Below are 19,227 nucleotides of genomic sequence, written 5' to 3' on the forward strand. Positions count from 1 at the left end.
TATAATTCAAAAGTCGTAAGAAATTTTAAAATATTACATCTCCCTTTCAATTCATTGCCAATATAAAAGAATCAGACCTCTTTGTAAACCTGTTCAAAAGGAATCCTGAAACGTTCTCCGTAAACCCCTTCAGGCAACCTGATCCCACAGCTAATCACCATGTTGATTTCAGCAGAAGAAGGTATCTTGAGTAACTTTTTAATTCTTAATGAATCTATTCCTTCCATAGGGCAGGTGTCGTAATTGATGTCGGCCATGGCCAGCATAAAGGTCTGGGCCGCGAGGCCTGCACTTTTATGTGCAACAATTCTCATATCACTTTTTCTGGCTTGTCGGTAAATTGGCCGGAACAATCCAATCATCCAGTAAAAGCTGTATTTTATATAACCCAGTAGGCCAAGAAAATCCGCATATGCCAGCGGAATGATCTTGGTGTAATAAGTGAAGGCAAATTTTGCCCTTTTACTTTGCTGTTCTTTTGGAATGTCCCCAAAAACATTTTTAAGATAAGCAACATGGGCTTTTACTCTTTTTTTCCACAAGTCTTTTCGAACTACGATGACTACCATTTGTTGGGCTGTTTTAGCAGCATTCTGATCAAAACAGAAAGGAGACATTTTTGTCAATATTTCTTTTGATGTTATATGATAAAACTCCCAGAGCTGCATATTACTGCTGTTTGGAGCCAGTACTGCTAATTCCAGACATTCTTTCACCTTTTGCGGGTCAAGTGTTTTGTCAGGGTCATACTTTCTTACCGATCTTCTTCGATTGACCGCTTCCTTAAATTCCATAGTAACAGGGTTTCATTTTAAATTAGAAGGATGCAGTTTGGACTGCGGCCTAAAGATAATTAAATGATCGTAGACTGACCCAAAGAAATATTCTCCATGTGGTAAAGAATATTTTTTTTGTCAATGATGTATTCCGATATAAATTCTCCAACAGTTGAAGTGTGTGCAAACTTCTTGGTTGAATTTATATCAGGCGTAGTAATTTGATGTTCAATTGATTTTTCCACTGCGTTTTTGATCGCATCAGACTCTTCATGAAGGTTGAAATGTTCCAGTAATAAGGCGGCAGAAAGTATTGTCGCCAGGGGATTAGCCTTGTTTTTTCCTTTCATTTCCGGAAAGGATCCGTGAATTGGCTCAAACAAAACCGAGCTTTCCCCGATAGAGGTGGAAGCCAGCAAACCAATTGATCCTGAAATCACACTTGCTTCGTCGGAGATAATATCACCAAACATATTTTCAGTTAGAATAACGTCAAATTGTCTGGGGTTAACGATGATCTTCATCGCCGCATTGTCTACATAAAGATAATCCACGGTAACATCAGGATATTGTAGGGCAAGTTCTTTTACTCTTTTTCTCCAAAGCCTGGAGGTTTCAAGTACATTGGCTTTGTCGATAAGTGTTAGTTTTTTTCTTCTGCTTCGGGCAGACTTGAAGGCCATATGCGCAAGACGATCAATTTCTTCAACAGAATAGTTGCAGGTATCCGAGGCAGAGTTTCCATCAGAGGAGGTACTTTTTTCTCCATAATAGATTCCTCCTGTTAATTCCCGGAAAATAATGAAATCGGTATTCTTAATCACCTTTTCTTTAATAGGTGATTTATGAATCAATGGCTCATAGACTTTGAGTGGCCGGATATTGGCAAATAGCCCAAGTTCTTTTCTTAATTTGAGAAGGCCCTCCTCGGGTCTTACCTTGGCATCCGGTGAATTTTCAAATTTTGGGTCACCAATGGCTCCAAAAAGGATGGCATCCGAATTCAGGCAAAGATCAAGGGTTTCATCAGGTAGTGGAACTCCCTTTGCAGCCAGGGCACTTCCTCCAACCAGGCCATTTGTAAACGTGAATTTATGCTTAAATTTTTTTTCAATGGCCTTGAGAACCTTGACTCCCTGTTCACAGACCTCCGGGCCTATTCCGTCTCCTGCTAAAACTGCAATCTTTAAATTCATGTTCCGGTGCCTTTTAAGAGGCTATTTTATCTGCATTCACTCTTACGTTTTTGATGATTCTTTCAATTTCCGTATCACCAACTTCTTTCATTTTATCCGCTGTTTTCAGGAATTCAGGATAAATTTGATCCAGTTCAACTTTAGTCAGGTCGAAACCTATTTTTTTGGCTCGGTAAGCTAAAGCAGCTCTTCCACTTCTCGCAGTCAAGACAATAGACGACTCATTTACCCCTACATCTGATGGATTCATGATCTCATAGGTTTCCCTGTTCTTTATTACTCCGTCCTGATGGATCCCTGAACTGTGAGCAAAGGCGTTTTCGCCAACAACGGCTTTATTAGGCTGAACCAGGATACCCATATGGTGTTGCACCATCTGAGAAGTATTGTAAAGTAATTTCGTATTAATATTTGTATCAAGATTCAGGTAAGGATGTTGCTTCATAATCATTACTACCTCTTCCAAAGCCGTATTTCCCGCTCTTTCCCCAATTCCATTAATGGTACATTCTATCTGTCTTGCCCCGTTCTGAACCCCGGCTATGGAATTCGCTGTTGCCAGTCCAAGATCATTATGGCAATGGCAGGACAGTACCACCTTATCAATACCCTTCACATTTTCTTTAAGGTATCTCATTTTTGCCCCGTATTCTTCAGGCAGACAATACCCTGTCGTATCAGGAATATTTAAAACCGTTGCACCTACTTTTATGACTTCTTCACAGATCCTTGCTAAAAATTCATTATCTGTCCTTCCGGCATCTTCTGCATAGAATTCAATGTCTTCCACATAGGTTTTAGCGTATTTAACGGCTTCTTTCGCTCGTTCAATAATTTTTTCAGGAGTAGAATTGAATTTGAATTTTATGTGCGACTCCGAAGTTCCGATTCCTGTATGGATCCTGGGTCTGACAGCTTGTTTCAAGGCTGCGCCAGCGGCATCAATATCCTTCTTGTTCGCTCTTGTAAGACCACATACGGAGGCATTTTTTACTAATTTCGCTATCTCAACTACTGAGTTAAAATCTCCCGGACTCGATATTGGAAATCCAGCTTCAATTATGTCGACACCCAGCTCATCCAGGCGCTCAGCAATGATTAATTTTTCTGGTGTATTTAGCTTACAACCAGGAACTTGCTCACCGTCTCTCAATGTTGTGTCGAATATTTGGACTTGATTTTTGCTCATTATTAAATATTTTTTATCACTTTTGAATAATCAAAATTAAAGGGAAATCCTTTAAGGTTTAGATTTTCTTTGAGTTGTTTACTACATCCAAATTATTTGTAAATCTTTTAAAGATCTGTTAGTCAAGTACATAAGGGTATTTTATTACGATGTCTATGGAAAAATCCGATGCACTCTTTTTATTGGTCAAATCCCTGACCAAATCCGAAAAAAGGCAGTTTAAGTTATATGCCGGTCGACTCGGAGGTAATTCCGAAAAGAATTTTATCGCACTTTTTTCAATTCTTGACAAGCAGGAGGTTTTTGATGAAAAACAGATTCTCGCAAAGACCAATATAAAAAAACAACAACTTTCAAATTCAAAAGCACATCTTTACAGGCAGATTCTGGTTAGCCTCAAGCTAAATCCCATTCATAAAAATGCAAAAATGCAGGTTCGCGAACAACTGGATTTTGCAACCATATTGTTTAATAAAGGGCTACATAAGCAAAGTTTGAAAGTACTGGATAAGGCAAAGTCTATTGCCCTGGCCAATGAAGATACTACTCTGGCATTCAGTATTGTTGAGCTGGAAAAAGTTGTGGAATCCCAATATATAACCCGAAGTTTGAGCAGCCGGGCGGATGACCTTATTTCTCAGTCCAAGGATCTGGGAGAAAGGACCCTTATGCTGAGTAAATTATCTAATCTGTCGTTGCAATTGTACAGCATGTTGCTGAAAAAAGGTTATGTGAGTAATGATAAGGACTTTGAAGAGGTGAAAACATTCTTTAAAAAATCTCTTCCGGAATACGATATTAAGAAGCTTGGACTTATTGAAAAATTGTATTTATACAAAGCCTATTTGTGGTATAGTTTTATAGTGCAGGATTTTGTTGCGGGATATCGTTATGCCCAGAAATGGGTAGATCTTTTTTACTACAATCCGGAAATGAAAAGAACGAATCCGGTTTTTTATCTGAAAGGGATTAATTATTTACTGGAATCCCTGTTTTTGATTCAGCATCTGACAAAATTTAGATCTACACTTAATTTTTTTGAAGATGAGCTCAATCATCAGAATTTTCTGATCAATGAAAATACAGAATCACTTGCCTTTTTATACCTCTATCTCAATAAGATTAACCTCTATTTTTTAGAAGGTAATTTTAATCTTGGGTTAGATCTTATTCCGGAGGTTTTAGAAGAAATTGAGAGTCGTCGATTAAAAATTGATGATCATCACGTCATGGTTTTTTATTACAAATTCGCAAGTTTGTATTTTGGTGCCTCAAAATATGATCAATGTATATTCTATCTCGATAAGATCATAAAAAACAGGCAGCTGGGCATGAGGGAAGATCTTTTATGCTTTACCAGAATATTGAATCTTGTGGCGCATTACGAGGCCGGAATGGATCAAAATCTGGAAGCCCTTATCAAATCCACGTATAAGTTCCTGATCAAAATGAATGAATTGCATTTGGTCCAGCAAAGAATAATTAGCTTCCTTCGAAATTTGAGCAATATCTATCCACATGAACTGAAGAATGCGTTCGTGGAACTACATAAAGAGCTGAAAGTATTTGAGAATCACCCTTATGAGAAAAGATCCTTTATGTATTTGGATATTATTTCCTGGCTGGAAAGTAAAATTGAGAACGTCCCTGTTGAAACCATCATAAAGCAGAAATCAAAATATAAGTATAAATAAGCCTTAGGAAATAGGAAAATCGGAATAATATTTTATAGATTTGTCTGAGTATTTTCAATGAAACAATTTAATTTACATATCGTAGCAGTCATTATTATTGGATCCCCGGGGGTTTAATAGGAAGTGAATGTTATGAATAATTCTGAGAACCTTCCTGTTGGAAGGTTTTTTTTATGTTAAACCTTGTAAATTAGAGTAGGTAAAATACTGATAATCAAATATTAAAGCAATATCAGGTAGTATTGGATATTGTAATATGGCAAATAGCAATCTGACAATCGGTTAAAGCCTCAGTATTTTTGAGGATTATTTAATGAATAGAAGAATTCGATAAAAGAATATCAAAAACATAAAAATCAGCATTCTCTTTGATGAAGCAATTAAATAAATACAGTCGACGACTTACCCAGGATGCCACTCAGCCGGCAGCCCAGGCCATGTTATATGCCGTGGGTCTGAACGAGGAAGACATGAAGAAACCGCAAGTGGGAATTGCCAGTACAGGCTATGACGGTAATCCCTGCAATATGCATTTAAATCAAATTGCCGCCGGGATTAAGGAAGAGGTAAACAAAAAGGATCAGGTAGGTCTTGTTTTCAATACAATCGGGGTGAGTGACGGTATTTCAATGGGGACAAGTGGAATGAATTATTCACTTCCATCCCGGGATATTATTGCAGATTCGATAGAAGTTGTGATGAATGCTCAAAGTTATGATGCCCTCGTTTCCGTTGTTGGTTGTGATAAGAACATGCCCGGTGCGATTATGGCCATGCTGAGGTTGAACCGTCCGGCTATGATGGTATATGGCGGAACAATAGCTTCTGGAAGTTACAAAGGGAGAAAGTTGAACATTGTGTCGGCTTTCGAAGCTTTAGGGCAGAAGATCTCAGGAGAGATTTCTGAAGAAGAGTATAAGGAAATAATTAAGAGAGCAATTCCGGGGGCAGGTGCCTGCGGAGGTATGTACACGGCAAACACGATGGCGTCCTCCATAGAGGCTCTTGGGTTCGCCTTACCTTACAATTCTTCGATACCGGCAGAGAATCCTCATAAAAACGACGAAAGTGAAAGAATAGCAGCTGCGATAAGGAACCTTCTTGAACTTGACTTAAAACCTCTGGATATCATCACCAAAAAATCTTTGGAGAACGCAGTTGCACTCGTCAATGCGCTTGGTGGTTCAACGAACGCCGTTTTACATTACCTGGCTATTGCACACGCGGCAGGGATTGATTTTACTTTGGAGGATTTTCAAAGAGTAAGTGACCGAACCCCTTTAATAGCTGACCTTAAACCAAGTGGAGAATACCTGATGGAAGACGTTCACGGCGTTGGAGGAACACCGGCTGTCATGAAATATTTACTGGATAAAGGGTTTTTACACGGAGATTGTATGACCGTAACAGGGAAAACCCTGGCGGAGAATCTCGAAGGCGTTGCACCCTTAAAATTTGAAGAGGATCAGCAGGTTATTTATCCAACAGATAAAGCCCTGAAATCCTCCGGAAACCTGCAGATACTTTTTGGGAATCTTGCTTCAGAGGGAGCAGTTGCAAAAATAAGTGGTAAGGAAGGGAATCTTTTTAGAGGGAAAGCTGTTGTATTTGATGGTGAACAGCAGGCCAATGATGGAATAGGGGCCGGGAAGGTTTCAAAAGGGGATGTGGTTGTAATAAGATATGTTGGGCCTCGAGGTGGTCCGGGAATGCCGGAAATGTTGAAACCAACCTCAATGATTATGGGGGCCGGCCTGGGAAAAACGGTTGCCTTGATTACAGACGGAAGATTTTCTGGTGGAACTCATGGATTTGTCGTAGGGCACATAACACCGGAGGCTCAATCCGGGGGGCTTATTGGATTGGTTAAAGACGGGGACATGATCACCATAGATGCTGAAAAAAATACGATTAATGTGGATCTGAGTCCATCGGAAATTGAAGCAAGAAAAGCCTCATGGAAGGCGCCAGAGCCAAAACATAAAAAGGGAATACTTTATAAATATGCAAAAATGGTCTCCTCTGCTTCAGAAGGATGCGTGACAGATAAGTTCTAATAGATACCTAAACTAAATTGTTATTATGGATACAATAACAAAAACATCGGAAAAAGTGACAGATAAAAAAAGTGTAAAAATTACGGGTGCGGAAGCTGTTGTCAAGTCCCTGCTTGAAGAAGGAGTAAGCTTGATTTACGGATATCCGGGTGGTGCTATAATGCCGGTATATGACGAGTTCTTTAAATACGAAAAACAACTTCATCATGTGCTCACAAGACATGAACAGGGAGCGGTTCACGCTGCTCAGGGATATGCAAGAGTTTCTGACAAGGTAGGGGTGGCAATTGCTACTTCAGGACCAGGAGCTACGAACCTTGTTACCGGAATTGCCGATGCCCAGATAGATTCAACACCATTGGTTTGTATCACGGGTCAGGTTGGATCGCATCTTTTAGGAAGTGACGCTTTTCAGGAAACGGATATTATCAGTATTTCAACCCCGGTGACAAAATGGAATTACCAGATCACAAGGGCCGAAGAAATTCCTGAAGTGATGGCAAAAGCTTTTTATATAGCCAAATCAGGTCGTCCGGGGCCGGTGTTGATCGATATCACAAAAGACGCCCAGTTTGGTGAACTGGAGTTTGAATACCATAAATGCGAAAAAGTACGAAGTTATAAACCTGTTCCGGAAATGGAACCGGATAAAATAGAAAAAGCAGCTGCCTTGATCAACCAGGCTAAAAAACCTTTTATTGTCTGGGGCCAGGGACTGACTTTAGGAAAGGCCGAAAAAGAATTTCAGGACTTTATTGAAAAGGCCGGAATTCCGTCTGCCTCGACCTTACTTGGTTTATCCGCCTTGCCTTCCGATCATGAGTTGCATGTTGGGATGGTGGGTATGCATGGAAACTATGCACCAAATAAACTGACTAATGAGTGCGATGTTCTTATTGCTGTTGGAATGAGGTTCGATGACAGGGTAACCGGAAATCTTGCGACCTATGCAAAACAGGCAAAGATCGTGCATTTCGAAATTGATCCTGCAGAGGTTGACAAAAATGTAAAAACTGACGTTGCTGTATTAGGGAATGTGAAAGATACACTTGCCGCAATTTTGCCTTTAATTGAGAAAAAACAGCACAAAGAATGGATGCAGAAGTTTACGGACCTGTATGATATTGAATATAAACAGGTAATTGACGGGCAGATCAATGTGTCAGGTGATGGGCTTACCATGGCCGAAACCATGATAGCTCTTAATAAGGAAACGAATGGAGACGCTGTAATCGTATCTGACGTGGGACAGCACCAGATGGTGGCCAGCAGGTATAGCAAATTTAACCAGGGGAGAAGTAAAGTGACCTCAGGTGGGCTGGGAACCATGGGCTTTGCCCTGCCGGCTGCAATTGGGGCAAAAATGGGAGCTCCGGAAAGAGAAGTAGTTGCCATCATTGGAGATGGAGGTTTCCAAATGAATATTCAAGAGTTAGGAACCATTTTACAAACCCGGGTTCCTGTAAAAATCATTGTTTTAAATAATCAGTTCCTGGGAATGGTTCGTCAGTGGCAGGAATTGTTCTTTGATGGCAGATACGCCTCAACCGAAATGGTCAATCCCGATTTTGTAAAAATATCCGAAGGATATGGAATTAAGTCAAGAAGGGTCACGGAACGAGAAGAACTGACTGAGGCCATCTCGGAGATGATTGCCTCAAAAGAATCCTATTTCCTGGAAGTTGTGGTTGAAATGGAGGAAAATGTATTTCCTATGATCCCAACCGGTTCAAGCGTATCTGATATCCGATTAAAATAAAAGAAATGAAAATAAAAAAATATACCGTATCCGTTTATTCCGAAAATAATCTCGGATTATTGAACAAGATCGCCACGATCTTCTTAAAGCGACATATCAATATAGATAGTCTTACCGTATCGAGTTCAGAAATTGAGCATGTTTCAAGATTTATCATTGTGGTTGAGGTGACCGAGGATCAGGTTAAAAAGATCATTGGCCAGATAGAGAAGCAGGTAGAAGTGATCAAAGCCTACTATCATACCAATGAAGAGTGTATCTTTCTCCAATCGGCTTTATTTAAGATCAAATCGAGTTTGCTTTTTGAAGAAAGGCAGATACAAAATATTATAAAGAACAGCAATGCACAGATTGTTACGGTTTCACCTGAATTTTTTGTTATTGAGAAATCAGGAAGACGTGAGGAAATTGACGGTCTGTACAATGAACTGGCAGAATACGGAATCATGCAGTTTGTCAGATCAGGAAGGATTTCTGTTACCAAAGACGAAATGAAAATATCAGAACTATTAAAAAAACAATTAAACTAAAAATAACTAAAAGCTAATGGCAAATTATTTTAACACACTTTCACTGCGGGAACAACTTGCTCAACTTGGAAAGTGCAGATTTATGGATTCTGCTGAATTCACTGAAGGAGTATCCGCTTTAAAAGGAAAAAAAGTGGTCATCGTAGGATGTGGAGCACAGGGATTGAATCAGGGATTGAACATGAGAGATTCGGGGTTGGATATTTCATATGCTTTAAGAGAGGGTGCAATCAAAGAAAAGCGTCAGTCGTTCAAGAATGCTTCTGAACATGGATTTCCGGTTGGAACTTATGAAGAAATGGTTCCTTCGGCAGATTTGGTTTGTAACCTGACACCGGATAAACAGCATACATCTGTAGTTAAAGCGGTAATGCCGTTAATGAAACAAGGTGCCACACTGGCCTATTCACATGGGTTTAATATTGTAGAAGAAGGAATGCAGGTCAGGGAAGACCTAACCGTAATAATGGTAGCTCCCAAGAGCCCTGGATCAGAGGTAAGAGAAGAGTATAAAAGAGGTTTTGGGGTCCCTACCCTTATCGCCGTTCACAATGAAAATGATCCACAGGGAAGAGGGCTTGCAGAAGCAAAGGCCTATGCAGTTGCAACAGGTGGAGACAGAGCAGGTGTATTGGAGTCTTCATTCATAGCTGAGGTAAAATCAGATCTTATGGGCGAGCAGACAATTCTTTGTGGAGTGCTTCAAACCGGTTCTATTTTGTGTTTTGACAAAATGATCGAAAAAGGAATTGATGAGGGATATGCTTCAAAGTTGATCCAATATGGTTGGGAGACGATTACAGAAGCGTTAAAGCATGGTGGAATAACCAATATGATGGACCGCCTGTCAAACCCGGCCAAGATCAAGGCTTATGCTTTATCGGAAGAATTAAAAGATATCATGAGACCACTGTTCAATAAACATATGGATGATATCATGTCGGGTCATTTCTCTAAAACGATGATGGAGGACTGGGCTAATGATGATAAAAATCTGTTATCATGGAGAGCTGCAACAGGAGAGACGGCTTTTGAAAAAACTCCTGCGGGTGATGTTGAAATTTCTGAACAGGAATATTTTGATAATGGGGTGCTTATGGTAGCCTTTGTAAGAGCAGGAGTAGAATTGGCTTTTGAAACGATGACTGATGCCGGAATTATAGATGAATCAGCCTATTATGAATCGCTTCATGAAACTCCTTTGATTGCCAATACGATTGCCCGTAAGAAATTATATGAAATGAATGCGACGATTTCAGATACAGCCGAATATGGATGTTACCTGTTCGATCATGCCTGTAAACCCTTGCTGACTGATTTTATGAAAGGTATTGATACTGATGTAATCGGAACATCTTATGGTGAAGGTAAAGGTAATGGTGTTGATAACCAGGAATTAATAGCAATAAATGAGTCGCTAAGGTACCACCCTGTTGAAATTATTGGATCTGAATTAAGAGAATCAATGACGGCAATGATCAAGATTGTTTAAACAGGAAATCGAGAATTAAACTAGTATTCAGTTGACCATCGATTTCTAACTATTGAGATCGATGGTTTTGTTTTTAAAATGGTAAAAACTTTTGTTCATATTGACGAAATAAAAGATGCAGATCACAGGATTCGTGACCTGGTAAAGCATACCCCTTTAATTCGAATGCCTAATTTTTCGGAAAAATACGAGGCAGAAATTTTTTTTAAAAGAGAAGATCTGCAACGAGTAAGGTCTTATAAAATTAGGGGAGCATTCAATAAGATTCGCTCTCTTGTTGAAGACAGACACGTGGATACCGTGGTTTGTTCAAGCGCTGGAAATCATGCCCAGGGAGTTGCACAGGTGTGTAATTTCCTTTCGATTAAAGGTATCATATTTATGCCTGTAACCACTCCTCAGCAAAAAGTTCAACAGGTACAAATGTTTGGAAGGGACCATATTGAGATCAAGCTTATTGGGGATACTTATGATGCCTCATACCAGGTAGCGCGTGATTATTCGGAGGAAAACGGGTTTGAGTTTGTGCATCCTTTTGATGATCAAAAAATCATTGAGGGCCAGGGAACGGTTGCTCTTGAGATTTTAAAAGATTGTAAAGAACCACTGGATTATTTGTTAGTGCCGGTTGGGGGAGGAGGACTTATCTCAGGTCTGATCAGTGTGATAAAACAGACGAGCCTTGAAACCAAAATCATTGCTGTGGAACCTGAAGGGGCTCCATCATTAAAAACTTCTCTTACTAAAGGTGTCAACACCACCCTAAATGAAATTGAAAAATTTGTAGACGGAGCGGCGGTTAAAAGAATGGGGGATTTACCTTTTTCCATCTGTAAGGAAGGAGTGGATGAGGTCGTGATTGTTCCTGAAGGTAAAATATGCTCCACCTTATTGCAACTTTACAATGAAAAGGCCATTGTAGTTGAACCTGCAGGGGCCTTATCTGTAGCTGCTCTTGACCTGGTAAAGGATAAGATCAAGGGAAAGAGGGTTGCTTGTATTATCAGTGGGGGAAACAATGACATTTCCAGAATGGAGGAGATCAAGGAAAGATCCTTGCTATATGAAGGAGTAAAGCATTATTTCATAGTCATATTTCCGCAGCGTGCGGGGGCCTTAAAGGAATTTGTTGTGAATGTTTTGGGAGAAACCGATGACATCACCTATTTTGAATATACCAAAAAGAACAGTCGTGCCAGAAGCTCTGCAGTGGTGGGAATTGAACTTAAAAACCGTGAGGATTTTGACCCCTTGCTAAGTCGAATGAAGGAGAGAGGCTTTTATGGTGAATATTTAAATGACAGTCCTCAGTTGTTCCAATATATCATCTGAAATAATTTAAAACACCTAAACGTAAGAATCAAATAGATAAAGAATAGTTAAAATAAATTAATCCTTATAAACTCAAAAAATACTCAAAATGTCTATACAGACTATTTTTAAAGACAAGAAGGTACCCGAAGAATTCGATGTGCCTTTGAAAAAAAATTATGATAAATATCTTCTCAATGGAAAGATAAAAACGTGGAAAGGCAAAACCTCAGAGGTTTATTCTCCTATCTATACGGCAAATGGAGAGGGTAAATATGAGCCAACCCTTCTTGGAACACTTCCTGTAATGGGTGAAAAGGACGCGTTGGAAGCATTGGATGCTGCTAATGAGGCTTTTAATAATGGAACCGGCTCATGGCCCACCCTGAAAGTGGAAGAAAGGATCAAATGCGTAGAAAAATTTGCCGAACTGATGGTTACCAAAAGAGATGAGGTAGTCAATTTTATCATGTGGGAAATAGGTAAGACCCTACCGGACGCTCAAAAAGAATTTGACCGGACAGTTGATTATATCTATGATACAATTGATGAGTTGAAGGAACTTGACCGAAACTGTGCCCGTGTAAAACTTCACAGTGAAGTTTATGCCCAGATCCGTAGAGGTCCGCTGGGAGTGGTTCTTTGCCTTGGACCCTATAACTATCCTTTGAATGAGACTTTCTGTCTTTTGATACCCGCATTGATCATGGGTAATACGACGGTTTTTAAGCCGGCAAAATTCGGAGTGATCCTGATAACGCCATTGTTGGAAGCTTTTGCAGAAGCGTTCCCAAAAGGAGTGGTAAATATTTTATTCGGTCGTGGAAGAGAAGTAGCAAGCCCAATTGTGAAATCCGGAAGAGTGGAGGTGCTGGCGCTTATTGGAAACAGCAAATCTGCCAATGCACTTCAAAGTCAGCACCCTAAACAGAACAGGTTACGACTGGTTCTGGGTCTGGAAGCGAAGAATCCGGCCATCGTGTTGCCGGATACAGATATGGATCTTGCGGTTGAAGAATGTGTACTTGGCTCTTTGTCATTTAACGGACAGCGATGTACAGCTCTGAAAATGATTTTTGTTCATGAAAATATCATCGAAACATTCAATAAAAAGTTTGTCCAGAGGATCGAACAGTTGCGATGTGGTTTGCCCTGGGAGGATGGTGTAAAACTCACCCCGCTTCCTGAACCTGGTAAACCCGAATATATAAAGAACCTCATCGATGACGCCGTTTCAAAAGGAGCGGAAATTATTAATGATGGAGGAGGGGATACACATCATAGTTTTGTCTATCCGGCAGTTCTTTATCCTGTCAATGAGAAGATGGATGTTTATCACGAAGAGCAGTTTGGCCCGGTGATACCCATACTTTCATTTAAGGACGTTCAGGAACCAATAGATTCAATCGTAAATTCCAATTACGGACAACAAGTGAGTCTGTTTAGTAAAAATTCAGACACATTGGCACCATTGATAGACAGCCTCGTAAATCAGGTATGTCGTGTGAATATTAACAGTCAATGTCAGCGAGGGCCCGATGTATATCCATTTGTAGGAAGAAAGGACTCAGCTGTAAGTACCCTGAGTGTCCGTGCAGCATTAAGATCTTTTTCGATCAGGACCTTGGTGGCATGTAAGAACAATGATCTTAACAAGGATATTTTAAATGATATACTGGACAACAACAAGTCAAATTTTGTCAGTACAAATTATATTCTTTGAAAAACTTTTCCCTTAAGAACGATGGGAGGTCCAAAAGGCCTCCCTTTTTTTGTGAGTTGATTTAAAAATGGGATTTGCAATAGAATTACAATATTACTATCTTGGACTATCACTAATCCCTCAGTTATGTTCTCCAAACCAGCCCTTTTATCTAAGGAAAAACCCTGCTTAGGTTTACTTAAATTATTCTGTGTATTCTTCATTGGCTTCAGCTTCCCTTCCAGCGCCCAGATACAGTATCAGATATCAACCAATAAAAATGTATCAATCGGATCCTATGGAAGAGCAGGGGTGGACTGGTCATTTGAGAACGGAGGTTCCATAGGCCGAAGACTGAATCTGAATAATATGGGAAGTATTGGAGGCAGGTTGGAGGAACAGGACTATCTGGAGGTAGCACCTAATTTCAACTTTTCACCCAAGGAAGGGGATGAAACAATTATTTATGCACAGATCCGATTATCTGTGTATACCACAGGAGTTGCAAGTTTTGCCAACAGTACCTCTTCGAGTATTGGTGGCTTGGGATTTTCCATGCCAGAGATTTTTGTTGAGGCCAGAAATATCAAGGGTTCAGATGTTAGTATCTGGGCAGGTTCAAGGCTTTACAGAGGTCCTGACGTTCATATTGCTGATCACTTTTATTTCAATGATCATTCCGGAGCCGGATTTGGAGTTGAGTTTAAAAAGACCCGGTTGTCTACGGTTTTTGTTGCTTCAACAGATACAACCTCTACGTTGCCACCTTACTTTTATCTCAATATCAAAACAGGAACCCCAAGTGCAGAGCTGAGACAAAGGGTTGTCATGGTTGCAGAGCAGGATATAGATATCAATGAAAATAACGCGATCACCTTATTAGGGGAATTTCACAGAATGGCAGATGCAGACGGTGATGTTGAAAATGACAGTATCGCTGAAATCTATAATTTTCCTTCAGATTACGGATTTGTCATCGGCGCAAAACATCAGCATATAATAAAGAAACTGAAATCAGGTTCCTTTAATGATTTTTCCCTGAGATATGGCACGGGAATTGCCAACGGCGGTGACGGAGGATTGTCCAAGACCTGGCTTACTTATGGGGCTCCTGATACAATTGCTAGAAACTTTCAGGGAGCTTATTCTCTGGCCCTGGTGAATCATACGGTTTTAAATTTTTCGGATCGATACTCGCTCAATGGTTATGTGATTTTCGCAAACAGCAAAGGAGCCGCTGATACAAACGGGCTTTCAAAAACGTATTTTGGGAGGGAGGTATACAATCGTAAAATCGATTTTACCGTTGGAGTCAGAAATCAACACTACCTTTCAGATTATTTTCATTTACTTACAGAAGTTAATTATTCACAGCGTAAAGACGGGGAGAATCCATGGGCAAGTATGCTTAAATTTAGCGTAGCCCCGGTTTATGTTCCCACCGGACAGAGGGATGTATGGGCCAGGCCCCATATCCGATTTGTGGCTTCCGCCGCCAGATATAATGATTTTGCAATGGAATCTCTTTATTCGCCTTATCTGGAGGCAACGGGACCTAAAAGGTGGGGATATTATTTCGGGGTAAAGGTGGAATGGTGGATATGGAATTAATAGCCTTATATGATCAGTTCTGAACTTCTGATTGCAGTATTTTCGAATCGCAGATTTTCCATAGAGATTCGGATGGCCTTGGGGCTTCCAAAGATATTTTCTCCTTTTTTACAGGATGAATAAATTCAATTCTTGTGGCATGAAGATGAATTCCTCCATCCTTGTTCGATCTTTTGCTACCGTATTTCAAGTCGCCTTTTATAGGATGTCCGATAAAGGACAACTGTGTTCTGATCTGGTGGTGCCTTCCGGTTTCTAAATTGATTTCCAGTAAGCTGTAGCGATCAAGTCTCAATATTTCTTTATAATGTAAAGTGGCTTTTTTAGAATCAGATGAGGCTTTCAGGAAGGCTGTGGATTTGTTGTTTTTGGGATTCTTTTTCAAATGATGTTCCAGGGTGCCTTTATTTTTTGCAGGAACTCCTTCCACCAGTGCCCAATAGGTTTTGCGGATCTCTTTATCCCGTAACATTTTGTTCATTCTTTCCAGGGCTTTGCTGGTTCTGGCGAAGATGACAATGCCGGTTGTGGGCCGGTCGAGTCGGTGAACCACTCCAAGAAATACCTTTCCTGGTTTCTGATACTTTTCAGCTATATATTCCTTGACTACTTCGCTTAGCGGTTTGTCCCCGGTTTTATCTCCCTGGACTATGTCACCGACTCGCTTGTTAACCACCAACAGGTGATTGTCTTCGTACAGTACCTGTAAATTGTTTTTTGTGCTGCGTTTCATGCTTTTTGCTTCATGGTAAAAATACGAAATCTAATAGTATACATTCTTGGGTTTTTCTTTATGACAACCTGCAAAGACGTGAATATAAATCCGGAGAAGTTTCTGATCAACTTAAAGGATCGATCTTTGAAGTAAAGAATTAGGGGTTATTGCTACTTAAAAAGAACTGTTATGTTGGCCATAGCCCGGTTTCAGATTTTAATTCTGCTGAGCGATCTGAAGATTGACATCTTCAATAAAACTGAGGATATCTTCCCGACCTCTTTTATCACTTGAAGAGGACACGAAATAAGTAGGTAATTCTTCCCAGGTATTCAGTAATTCTCTCTTGTAGGCGTCTATATTTTTAGGTAAGGTCGAAGCATTGAGTTTGTCTGCCTTAGTAAATACAATGCAAAACGGAATTCCGTTCACACCCAGATATTCAATAAATTCCAGATCAATTTTTTGTGGTTTATGGCGACTGTCTATCAAAACAAAAGTGCAGGCCAGCTGCATACGCTTATTAAAATAATCTTTGATAAATTTTTGAAAACCTTTTCTTTTGTCCTTGGATACAGAGGCGTAGCCGTATCCGGGTAAATCTACCAGAAACCAGCTTTTATTGATTAGAAAATGATTTATCAGCTGTGTTTTTCCGGGTTTTCCAGAGGTTTTTGCGAGGTTTTTATGATCAGTAAGCATATTGATCAGGGAAGATTTGCCTACGTTGGATCTTCCTATAAATGCATATTCAGGCAGATTTTCCTTTGGACATTTAAAAACATCCGTATTGCTGATAATGAATTCTGCCGATTTGATCTTCACAGGAAAGTGTCAGGGTTTAAAGTTTTTTGTCAACCAGGGTTCCAGCAATCTGTTAAATTCTTCCGGAGTTTCCATCATGGGTGCGTGGCCGCATTTATCAATCCAGTGAAGTTCAGAATTGGGTAATAATTTATGGAACTCTTCAGCAACATCGGGTGGCGTAACTGTATCGTTTTTACCCCATATCAAACAGGTTGGTACCTTCATTTCAGGGAGGTCCTTGGCCATATTATGCCGAATTGCACTCTTGGCGATCGCAATGGTTCTGATCAGTTTGTTTCTGTTGTTCAGCGTTTCAAAGACGTCGTCAACAACCTCTTTTGTTGCAATTTCAGGATCGTAAAATACGTCCTGGGCCTTTTTCTTTATATAATCATAGTCCCCTCTTTTAGGATAGCTCTCTCCCATGGAATTTTCATAGAGTCCCGAACTGCCTGTAAGCACAAGTCCACTCACATTTTTAGGGTTTAGTTTGGTGTGAAAAAGAGCAATGTGACCTCCAAGTGAATTACCCATGAGGATGTATTTGTCAAGACCTTTAAACTTTACAAAATCTTTGATAAACTTGGATAGATTTTTAACATTGGTCTTTAAAAGCGGCAAGGTGTAGATTGGAAGTTCAGGCATGATGACCTGATAACCCAAATCAGAAAAGTGATCAAAAACTCCATCGAAATTACTCAGATTTCCCATGAGTCCGTGTAATATGATCAAAGGTGTTCCTTCACCGGATTCCAGATACGAATAACCTTTTTCTTGTTTGAGGGTGTATTTCATTAAAGATATAATTTCTATACAGTTTGCAAATTTATATAATTTGGTTTAAAGTACTAATTTTCTATTCATTAGTTCCAATTATTTTCCATAAAAAAAATCTACTCCCTTTAAGTATCCATTAATCAGCCACTTATGTGAATTTGAAGAAAGTTATCAACAAAGTGGTAAAAAATGGTAAAAAGTGGTAAAAATCCATATATTTGTGATTGTATTTCAATATTAGTGGGGTAAAGGTGGTAAATTTAATTGGAACATACGAATGTAAATCTGATGTCAAAGGACGTCTGATGCTTCCATCTCCACTTAAAAAGCAACTGTCCAGTATACTGCAGGAAGGATTTGTTTTAAAGCGCTCAGTTTTTCAGCCTTGTCTTGAGTTGTACCCCATGAGCGAATGGAATGCCATGATGACCAAGGTGAATAAGTTAAATCGCTTTGTCAAAAAGAACAATGATTTTATAAGAAGATTTACGGCCGGAGTAAAGGTGATTGAACTTGATGCCTCCGGAAGAATGCTTATCCCTAAGGATCTTCACATGTTTTCAGGGATCACCAAAGAGGTGGTTCTTTCTTCATCAGTGAACATAATAGAAATATGGGATAAGGACAGATATGAAAAAGCTATTGATGACGCTGCGATTGATTTCGCAGATCTTGCCGAGGATGTGATGGGTAATGTAAATGATGGCGAGGATGAAGTATCATGACCCGGTCTTGCTCTTTGAAAGTGTTGATGGTCTAAAAATCAAGCCTAATGGTATTTATGTGGATGTGACTTTCGGTGGTGGAGGTCATTCTGCAGAAATTTTAAAAAGGCTGGGAGATGAAGGTAAACTGTTTGCTTTTGATCAGGATGAAGACGCATTGAAGAATGAATTACAAGATGATCGTTTTGTTTTGATCAATGAGAATTTCAGATTCATTAGTCGCTTCCTAAGGTTCTACGGAATTAAAAAGGTAGATGGTATCCTGGCTGATCTGGGAGTTTCGTCGCATCAGTTTGACAGTGCCGAAAGAGGATTTTCTACTCGATTTGATGCAGAGCTCGATATGAGGATGAATGTGAATGATTCTCTTTCAGCCTATGAGGTAATAAATGAATACGGAGAACAGGAATTGGCGAATGTCTTGTTTCAGTACGGCGAGTTAAGGAATTCAAGAGTCTTGGCACGGGAAATTGTTCAGGCGAGGGAAGATGAAGCGATAAAAACGAGTTTTGAATTGAAGCAGGTATTAAAACGATTCTTACCAAAATCGAAAGAGCATAAAATACTTGCTCAGATTTTTCAGGCTGTCAGAATAGAAGTGAATCAGGAGATGGAGGTGTTGAAAGAGTTCTTGGTTCAAACGCCTGAATTGCTGGTTTCAGGAGGGAGGTTGAGCGTAATTTCATATCACTCACTGGAAGATAGATTGGTCAAGCGATTCATTCAGACCGGATTATTTGAGGGAGAGCCGGAAAAAGACTTTTACGGCAACGTGAATGTTCCGTTTAAAAAAGTGGGAAAGATGATTATCCCTACAAAAGAAGAAATAAAGAACAACAACAGGGCCAGAAGCGCCAAATTAAGAATAGCAGAGAAAAATTAATCA

At 39.8% G+C, this 19,227-nt stretch carries 16 protein-coding genes; 10 read left to right on the forward strand and 6 right to left on the reverse strand.

What is annotated here, in order from left to right; genetic code table 11:
* Positions 1 to 71 precede the first annotated feature (71 nt).
* The 3 genes from LCM02_RS14040 to LCM02_RS14050 are packed head-to-tail and all read right to left on the reverse strand — an operon-like array spanning position 72 to position 3,161.
* Complete coding sequence (locus tag LCM02_RS14040) at positions 72 to 794, reverse strand: nitroreductase family protein (protein ID WP_224931378.1); 723 nt, start codon at positions 792 to 794, stop codon at positions 72 to 74.
* Positions 795 to 853: 59 nt separating this feature from the next.
* Positions 854 to 1,972, reverse strand: coding sequence for a 3-isopropylmalate dehydrogenase (gene leuB / locus LCM02_RS14045; RefSeq protein WP_224931380.1), 1,119 nt, complete (start codon positions 1,970 to 1,972; stop codon positions 854 to 856).
* Between the two features lie 13 nt (positions 1,973 to 1,985).
* A complete protein-coding gene (locus tag LCM02_RS14050; RefSeq protein WP_224931382.1) occupies positions 1,986 to 3,161 on the reverse strand; it encodes a 2-isopropylmalate synthase in 1,176 nt (391 codons plus the stop codon).
* Between the two features lie 155 nt (positions 3,162 to 3,316).
* On the opposite strand from LCM02_RS14050, the gene LCM02_RS14055 reads away from it, so the two are divergent.
* The 8 genes from LCM02_RS14055 (at position 3,317) to LCM02_RS14090 (ending at position 15,317) form a co-directional block, all read left to right on the forward strand.
* Complete coding sequence (locus LCM02_RS14055) at positions 3,317 to 4,855, forward strand: hypothetical protein (RefSeq protein ID WP_317197459.1); 1,539 nt, start codon at positions 3,317 to 3,319, stop codon at positions 4,853 to 4,855.
* A gap of 371 nt (positions 4,856 to 5,226) precedes the next feature.
* Positions 5,227 to 6,912 (forward strand): dihydroxy-acid dehydratase, encoded by a 1,686-nt coding sequence (gene ilvD, locus LCM02_RS14060; RefSeq protein ID WP_224931386.1) that lies wholly within the window; start codon positions 5,227 to 5,229, stop codon positions 6,910 to 6,912.
* Between the two features lie 25 nt (positions 6,913 to 6,937).
* The gene (gene ilvB, locus LCM02_RS14065; protein ID WP_224931388.1) at positions 6,938 to 8,671 is read left to right on the forward strand and encodes a biosynthetic-type acetolactate synthase large subunit; all 1,734 of its coding nucleotides are present in this window, start codon (positions 6,938 to 6,940) and stop codon (positions 8,669 to 8,671) included.
* A gap of 5 nt (positions 8,672 to 8,676) precedes the next feature.
* Positions 8,677 to 9,201 (forward strand): acetolactate synthase small subunit, encoded by a 525-nt coding sequence (gene ilvN / locus LCM02_RS14070; protein ID WP_224931390.1) that lies wholly within the window; start codon positions 8,677 to 8,679, stop codon positions 9,199 to 9,201.
* A gap of 16 nt (positions 9,202 to 9,217) precedes the next feature.
* Positions 9,218 to 10,693, forward strand: coding sequence for a ketol-acid reductoisomerase (ilvC, locus tag LCM02_RS14075; RefSeq protein ID WP_224931392.1), 1,476 nt, complete (start codon positions 9,218 to 9,220; stop codon positions 10,691 to 10,693).
* Between the two features lie 78 nt (positions 10,694 to 10,771).
* The gene (gene ilvA, locus LCM02_RS14080; RefSeq protein WP_224931394.1) at positions 10,772 to 12,025 is read left to right on the forward strand and encodes a threonine ammonia-lyase IlvA; all 1,254 of its coding nucleotides are present in this window, start codon (positions 10,772 to 10,774) and stop codon (positions 12,023 to 12,025) included.
* Positions 12,026 to 12,113: 88 nt separating this feature from the next.
* The gene (locus LCM02_RS14085; protein WP_224931397.1) at positions 12,114 to 13,727 is read left to right on the forward strand and encodes an NADP-dependent glyceraldehyde-3-phosphate dehydrogenase; all 1,614 of its coding nucleotides are present in this window, start codon (positions 12,114 to 12,116) and stop codon (positions 13,725 to 13,727) included.
* Positions 13,728 to 13,853: 126 nt separating this feature from the next.
* On the forward strand, positions 13,854 to 15,317 hold the full coding sequence (locus LCM02_RS14090) for a carbohydrate porin (RefSeq protein ID WP_224931399.1): 1,464 nt from the start codon (positions 13,854 to 13,856) through the stop codon (positions 15,315 to 15,317).
* A gap of 13 nt (positions 15,318 to 15,330) precedes the next feature.
* On the opposite strand, the gene LCM02_RS14095 is transcribed toward LCM02_RS14090, so the two are convergent.
* The 3 genes from LCM02_RS14095 to LCM02_RS14105 all read right to left on the reverse strand — a co-directional run bounded on the left by LCM02_RS14095 (position 15,331) and on the right by LCM02_RS14105 (position 17,634).
* On the reverse strand, positions 15,331 to 16,050 hold the full coding sequence (locus tag LCM02_RS14095) for an RluA family pseudouridine synthase (protein ID WP_224931401.1): 720 nt from the start codon (positions 16,048 to 16,050) through the stop codon (positions 15,331 to 15,333).
* Positions 16,051 to 16,248: 198 nt separating this feature from the next.
* Complete coding sequence (gene yihA, locus LCM02_RS14100; RefSeq protein ID WP_224931403.1) at positions 16,249 to 16,857, reverse strand: ribosome biogenesis GTP-binding protein YihA/YsxC; 609 nt, start codon at positions 16,855 to 16,857, stop codon at positions 16,249 to 16,251.
* Positions 16,858 to 16,866: 9 nt separating this feature from the next.
* On the reverse strand, positions 16,867 to 17,634 hold the full coding sequence (locus LCM02_RS14105; RefSeq protein ID WP_224931405.1) for an alpha/beta fold hydrolase: 768 nt from the start codon (positions 17,632 to 17,634) through the stop codon (positions 16,867 to 16,869).
* Positions 17,635 to 17,867: 233 nt separating this feature from the next.
* On the opposite strand from LCM02_RS14105, the gene LCM02_RS14110 reads away from it, so the two are divergent.
* The gene (locus LCM02_RS14110) at positions 17,868 to 18,341 is read left to right on the forward strand and encodes a division/cell wall cluster transcriptional repressor MraZ (RefSeq protein WP_224931408.1); all 474 of its coding nucleotides are present in this window, start codon (positions 17,868 to 17,870) and stop codon (positions 18,339 to 18,341) included.
* Positions 18,316 to 19,224, forward strand: a complete 909-nt coding sequence (gene rsmH / locus LCM02_RS14115; RefSeq protein ID WP_224931410.1) for a 16S rRNA (cytosine(1402)-N(4))-methyltransferase RsmH — start codon at positions 18,316 to 18,318, stop codon at positions 19,222 to 19,224. Before LCM02_RS14110 ends, rsmH begins: the two co-directional genes overlap by 26 nt.
* The last annotated feature ends 3 nt before the right edge of the window (positions 19,225 to 19,227 follow it).

Origin of the sequence: Lutimonas saemankumensis, from assembly GCF_020171465.1 — a bacterium.
Taxonomy (GTDB): Bacteria; Bacteroidota; Bacteroidia; order Flavobacteriales; family Flavobacteriaceae; genus Lutimonas; species Lutimonas saemankumensis.

What these genes read in the sequence shown, in the direction of transcription:
- LCM02_RS14050 (WP_224931382.1), bottom strand. Translation starts at nt 3,161, where the DNA reads ATGAGCAAAAATCAAGTCCAAATATTCGACACAACATTGAGAGACGGT.
- leuB (WP_224931380.1), bottom strand. Translation starts at nt 1,972, where the DNA reads ATGAATTTAAAGATTGCAGTTTTAGCAGGAGACGGAATAGGCCCGGAG.
- LCM02_RS14095 (WP_224931401.1), bottom strand. Translation starts at nt 16,050, where the DNA reads ATGAAACGCAGCACAAAAAACAATTTACAGGTACTGTACGAAGACAAT.
- ilvC (WP_224931392.1), top strand. Translation starts at nt 9,218, where the DNA reads ATGGCAAATTATTTTAACACACTTTCACTGCGGGAACAACTTGCTCAA.
- ilvN (WP_224931390.1), top strand. Translation starts at nt 8,677, where the DNA reads ATGAAAATAAAAAAATATACCGTATCCGTTTATTCCGAAAATAATCTC.
- ilvB (WP_224931388.1), top strand. Translation starts at nt 6,938, where the DNA reads ATGGATACAATAACAAAAACATCGGAAAAAGTGACAGATAAAAAAAGT.
- LCM02_RS14085 (WP_224931397.1), top strand. Translation starts at nt 12,114, where the DNA reads ATGTCTATACAGACTATTTTTAAAGACAAGAAGGTACCCGAAGAATTC.
- LCM02_RS14090 (WP_224931399.1), top strand. Translation starts at nt 13,854, where the DNA reads ATGTTCTCCAAACCAGCCCTTTTATCTAAGGAAAAACCCTGCTTAGGT.
- LCM02_RS14055 (WP_317197459.1), top strand. Translation starts at nt 3,317, where the DNA reads ATGGAAAAATCCGATGCACTCTTTTTATTGGTCAAATCCCTGACCAAA.
- rsmH (WP_224931410.1), top strand. Translation starts at nt 18,316, where the DNA reads ATGATGGCGAGGATGAAGTATCATGACCCGGTCTTGCTCTTTGAAAGT.
- ilvD (WP_224931386.1), top strand. Translation starts at nt 5,227, where the DNA reads ATGAAGCAATTAAATAAATACAGTCGACGACTTACCCAGGATGCCACT.
- LCM02_RS14040 (WP_224931378.1), bottom strand. Translation starts at nt 794, where the DNA reads ATGGAATTTAAGGAAGCGGTCAATCGAAGAAGATCGGTAAGAAAGTAT.
- LCM02_RS14105 (WP_224931405.1), bottom strand. Translation starts at nt 17,634, where the DNA reads ATGAAATACACCCTCAAACAAGAAAAAGGTTATTCGTATCTGGAATCC.
- ilvA (WP_224931394.1), top strand. Translation starts at nt 10,772, where the DNA reads ATGGTAAAAACTTTTGTTCATATTGACGAAATAAAAGATGCAGATCAC.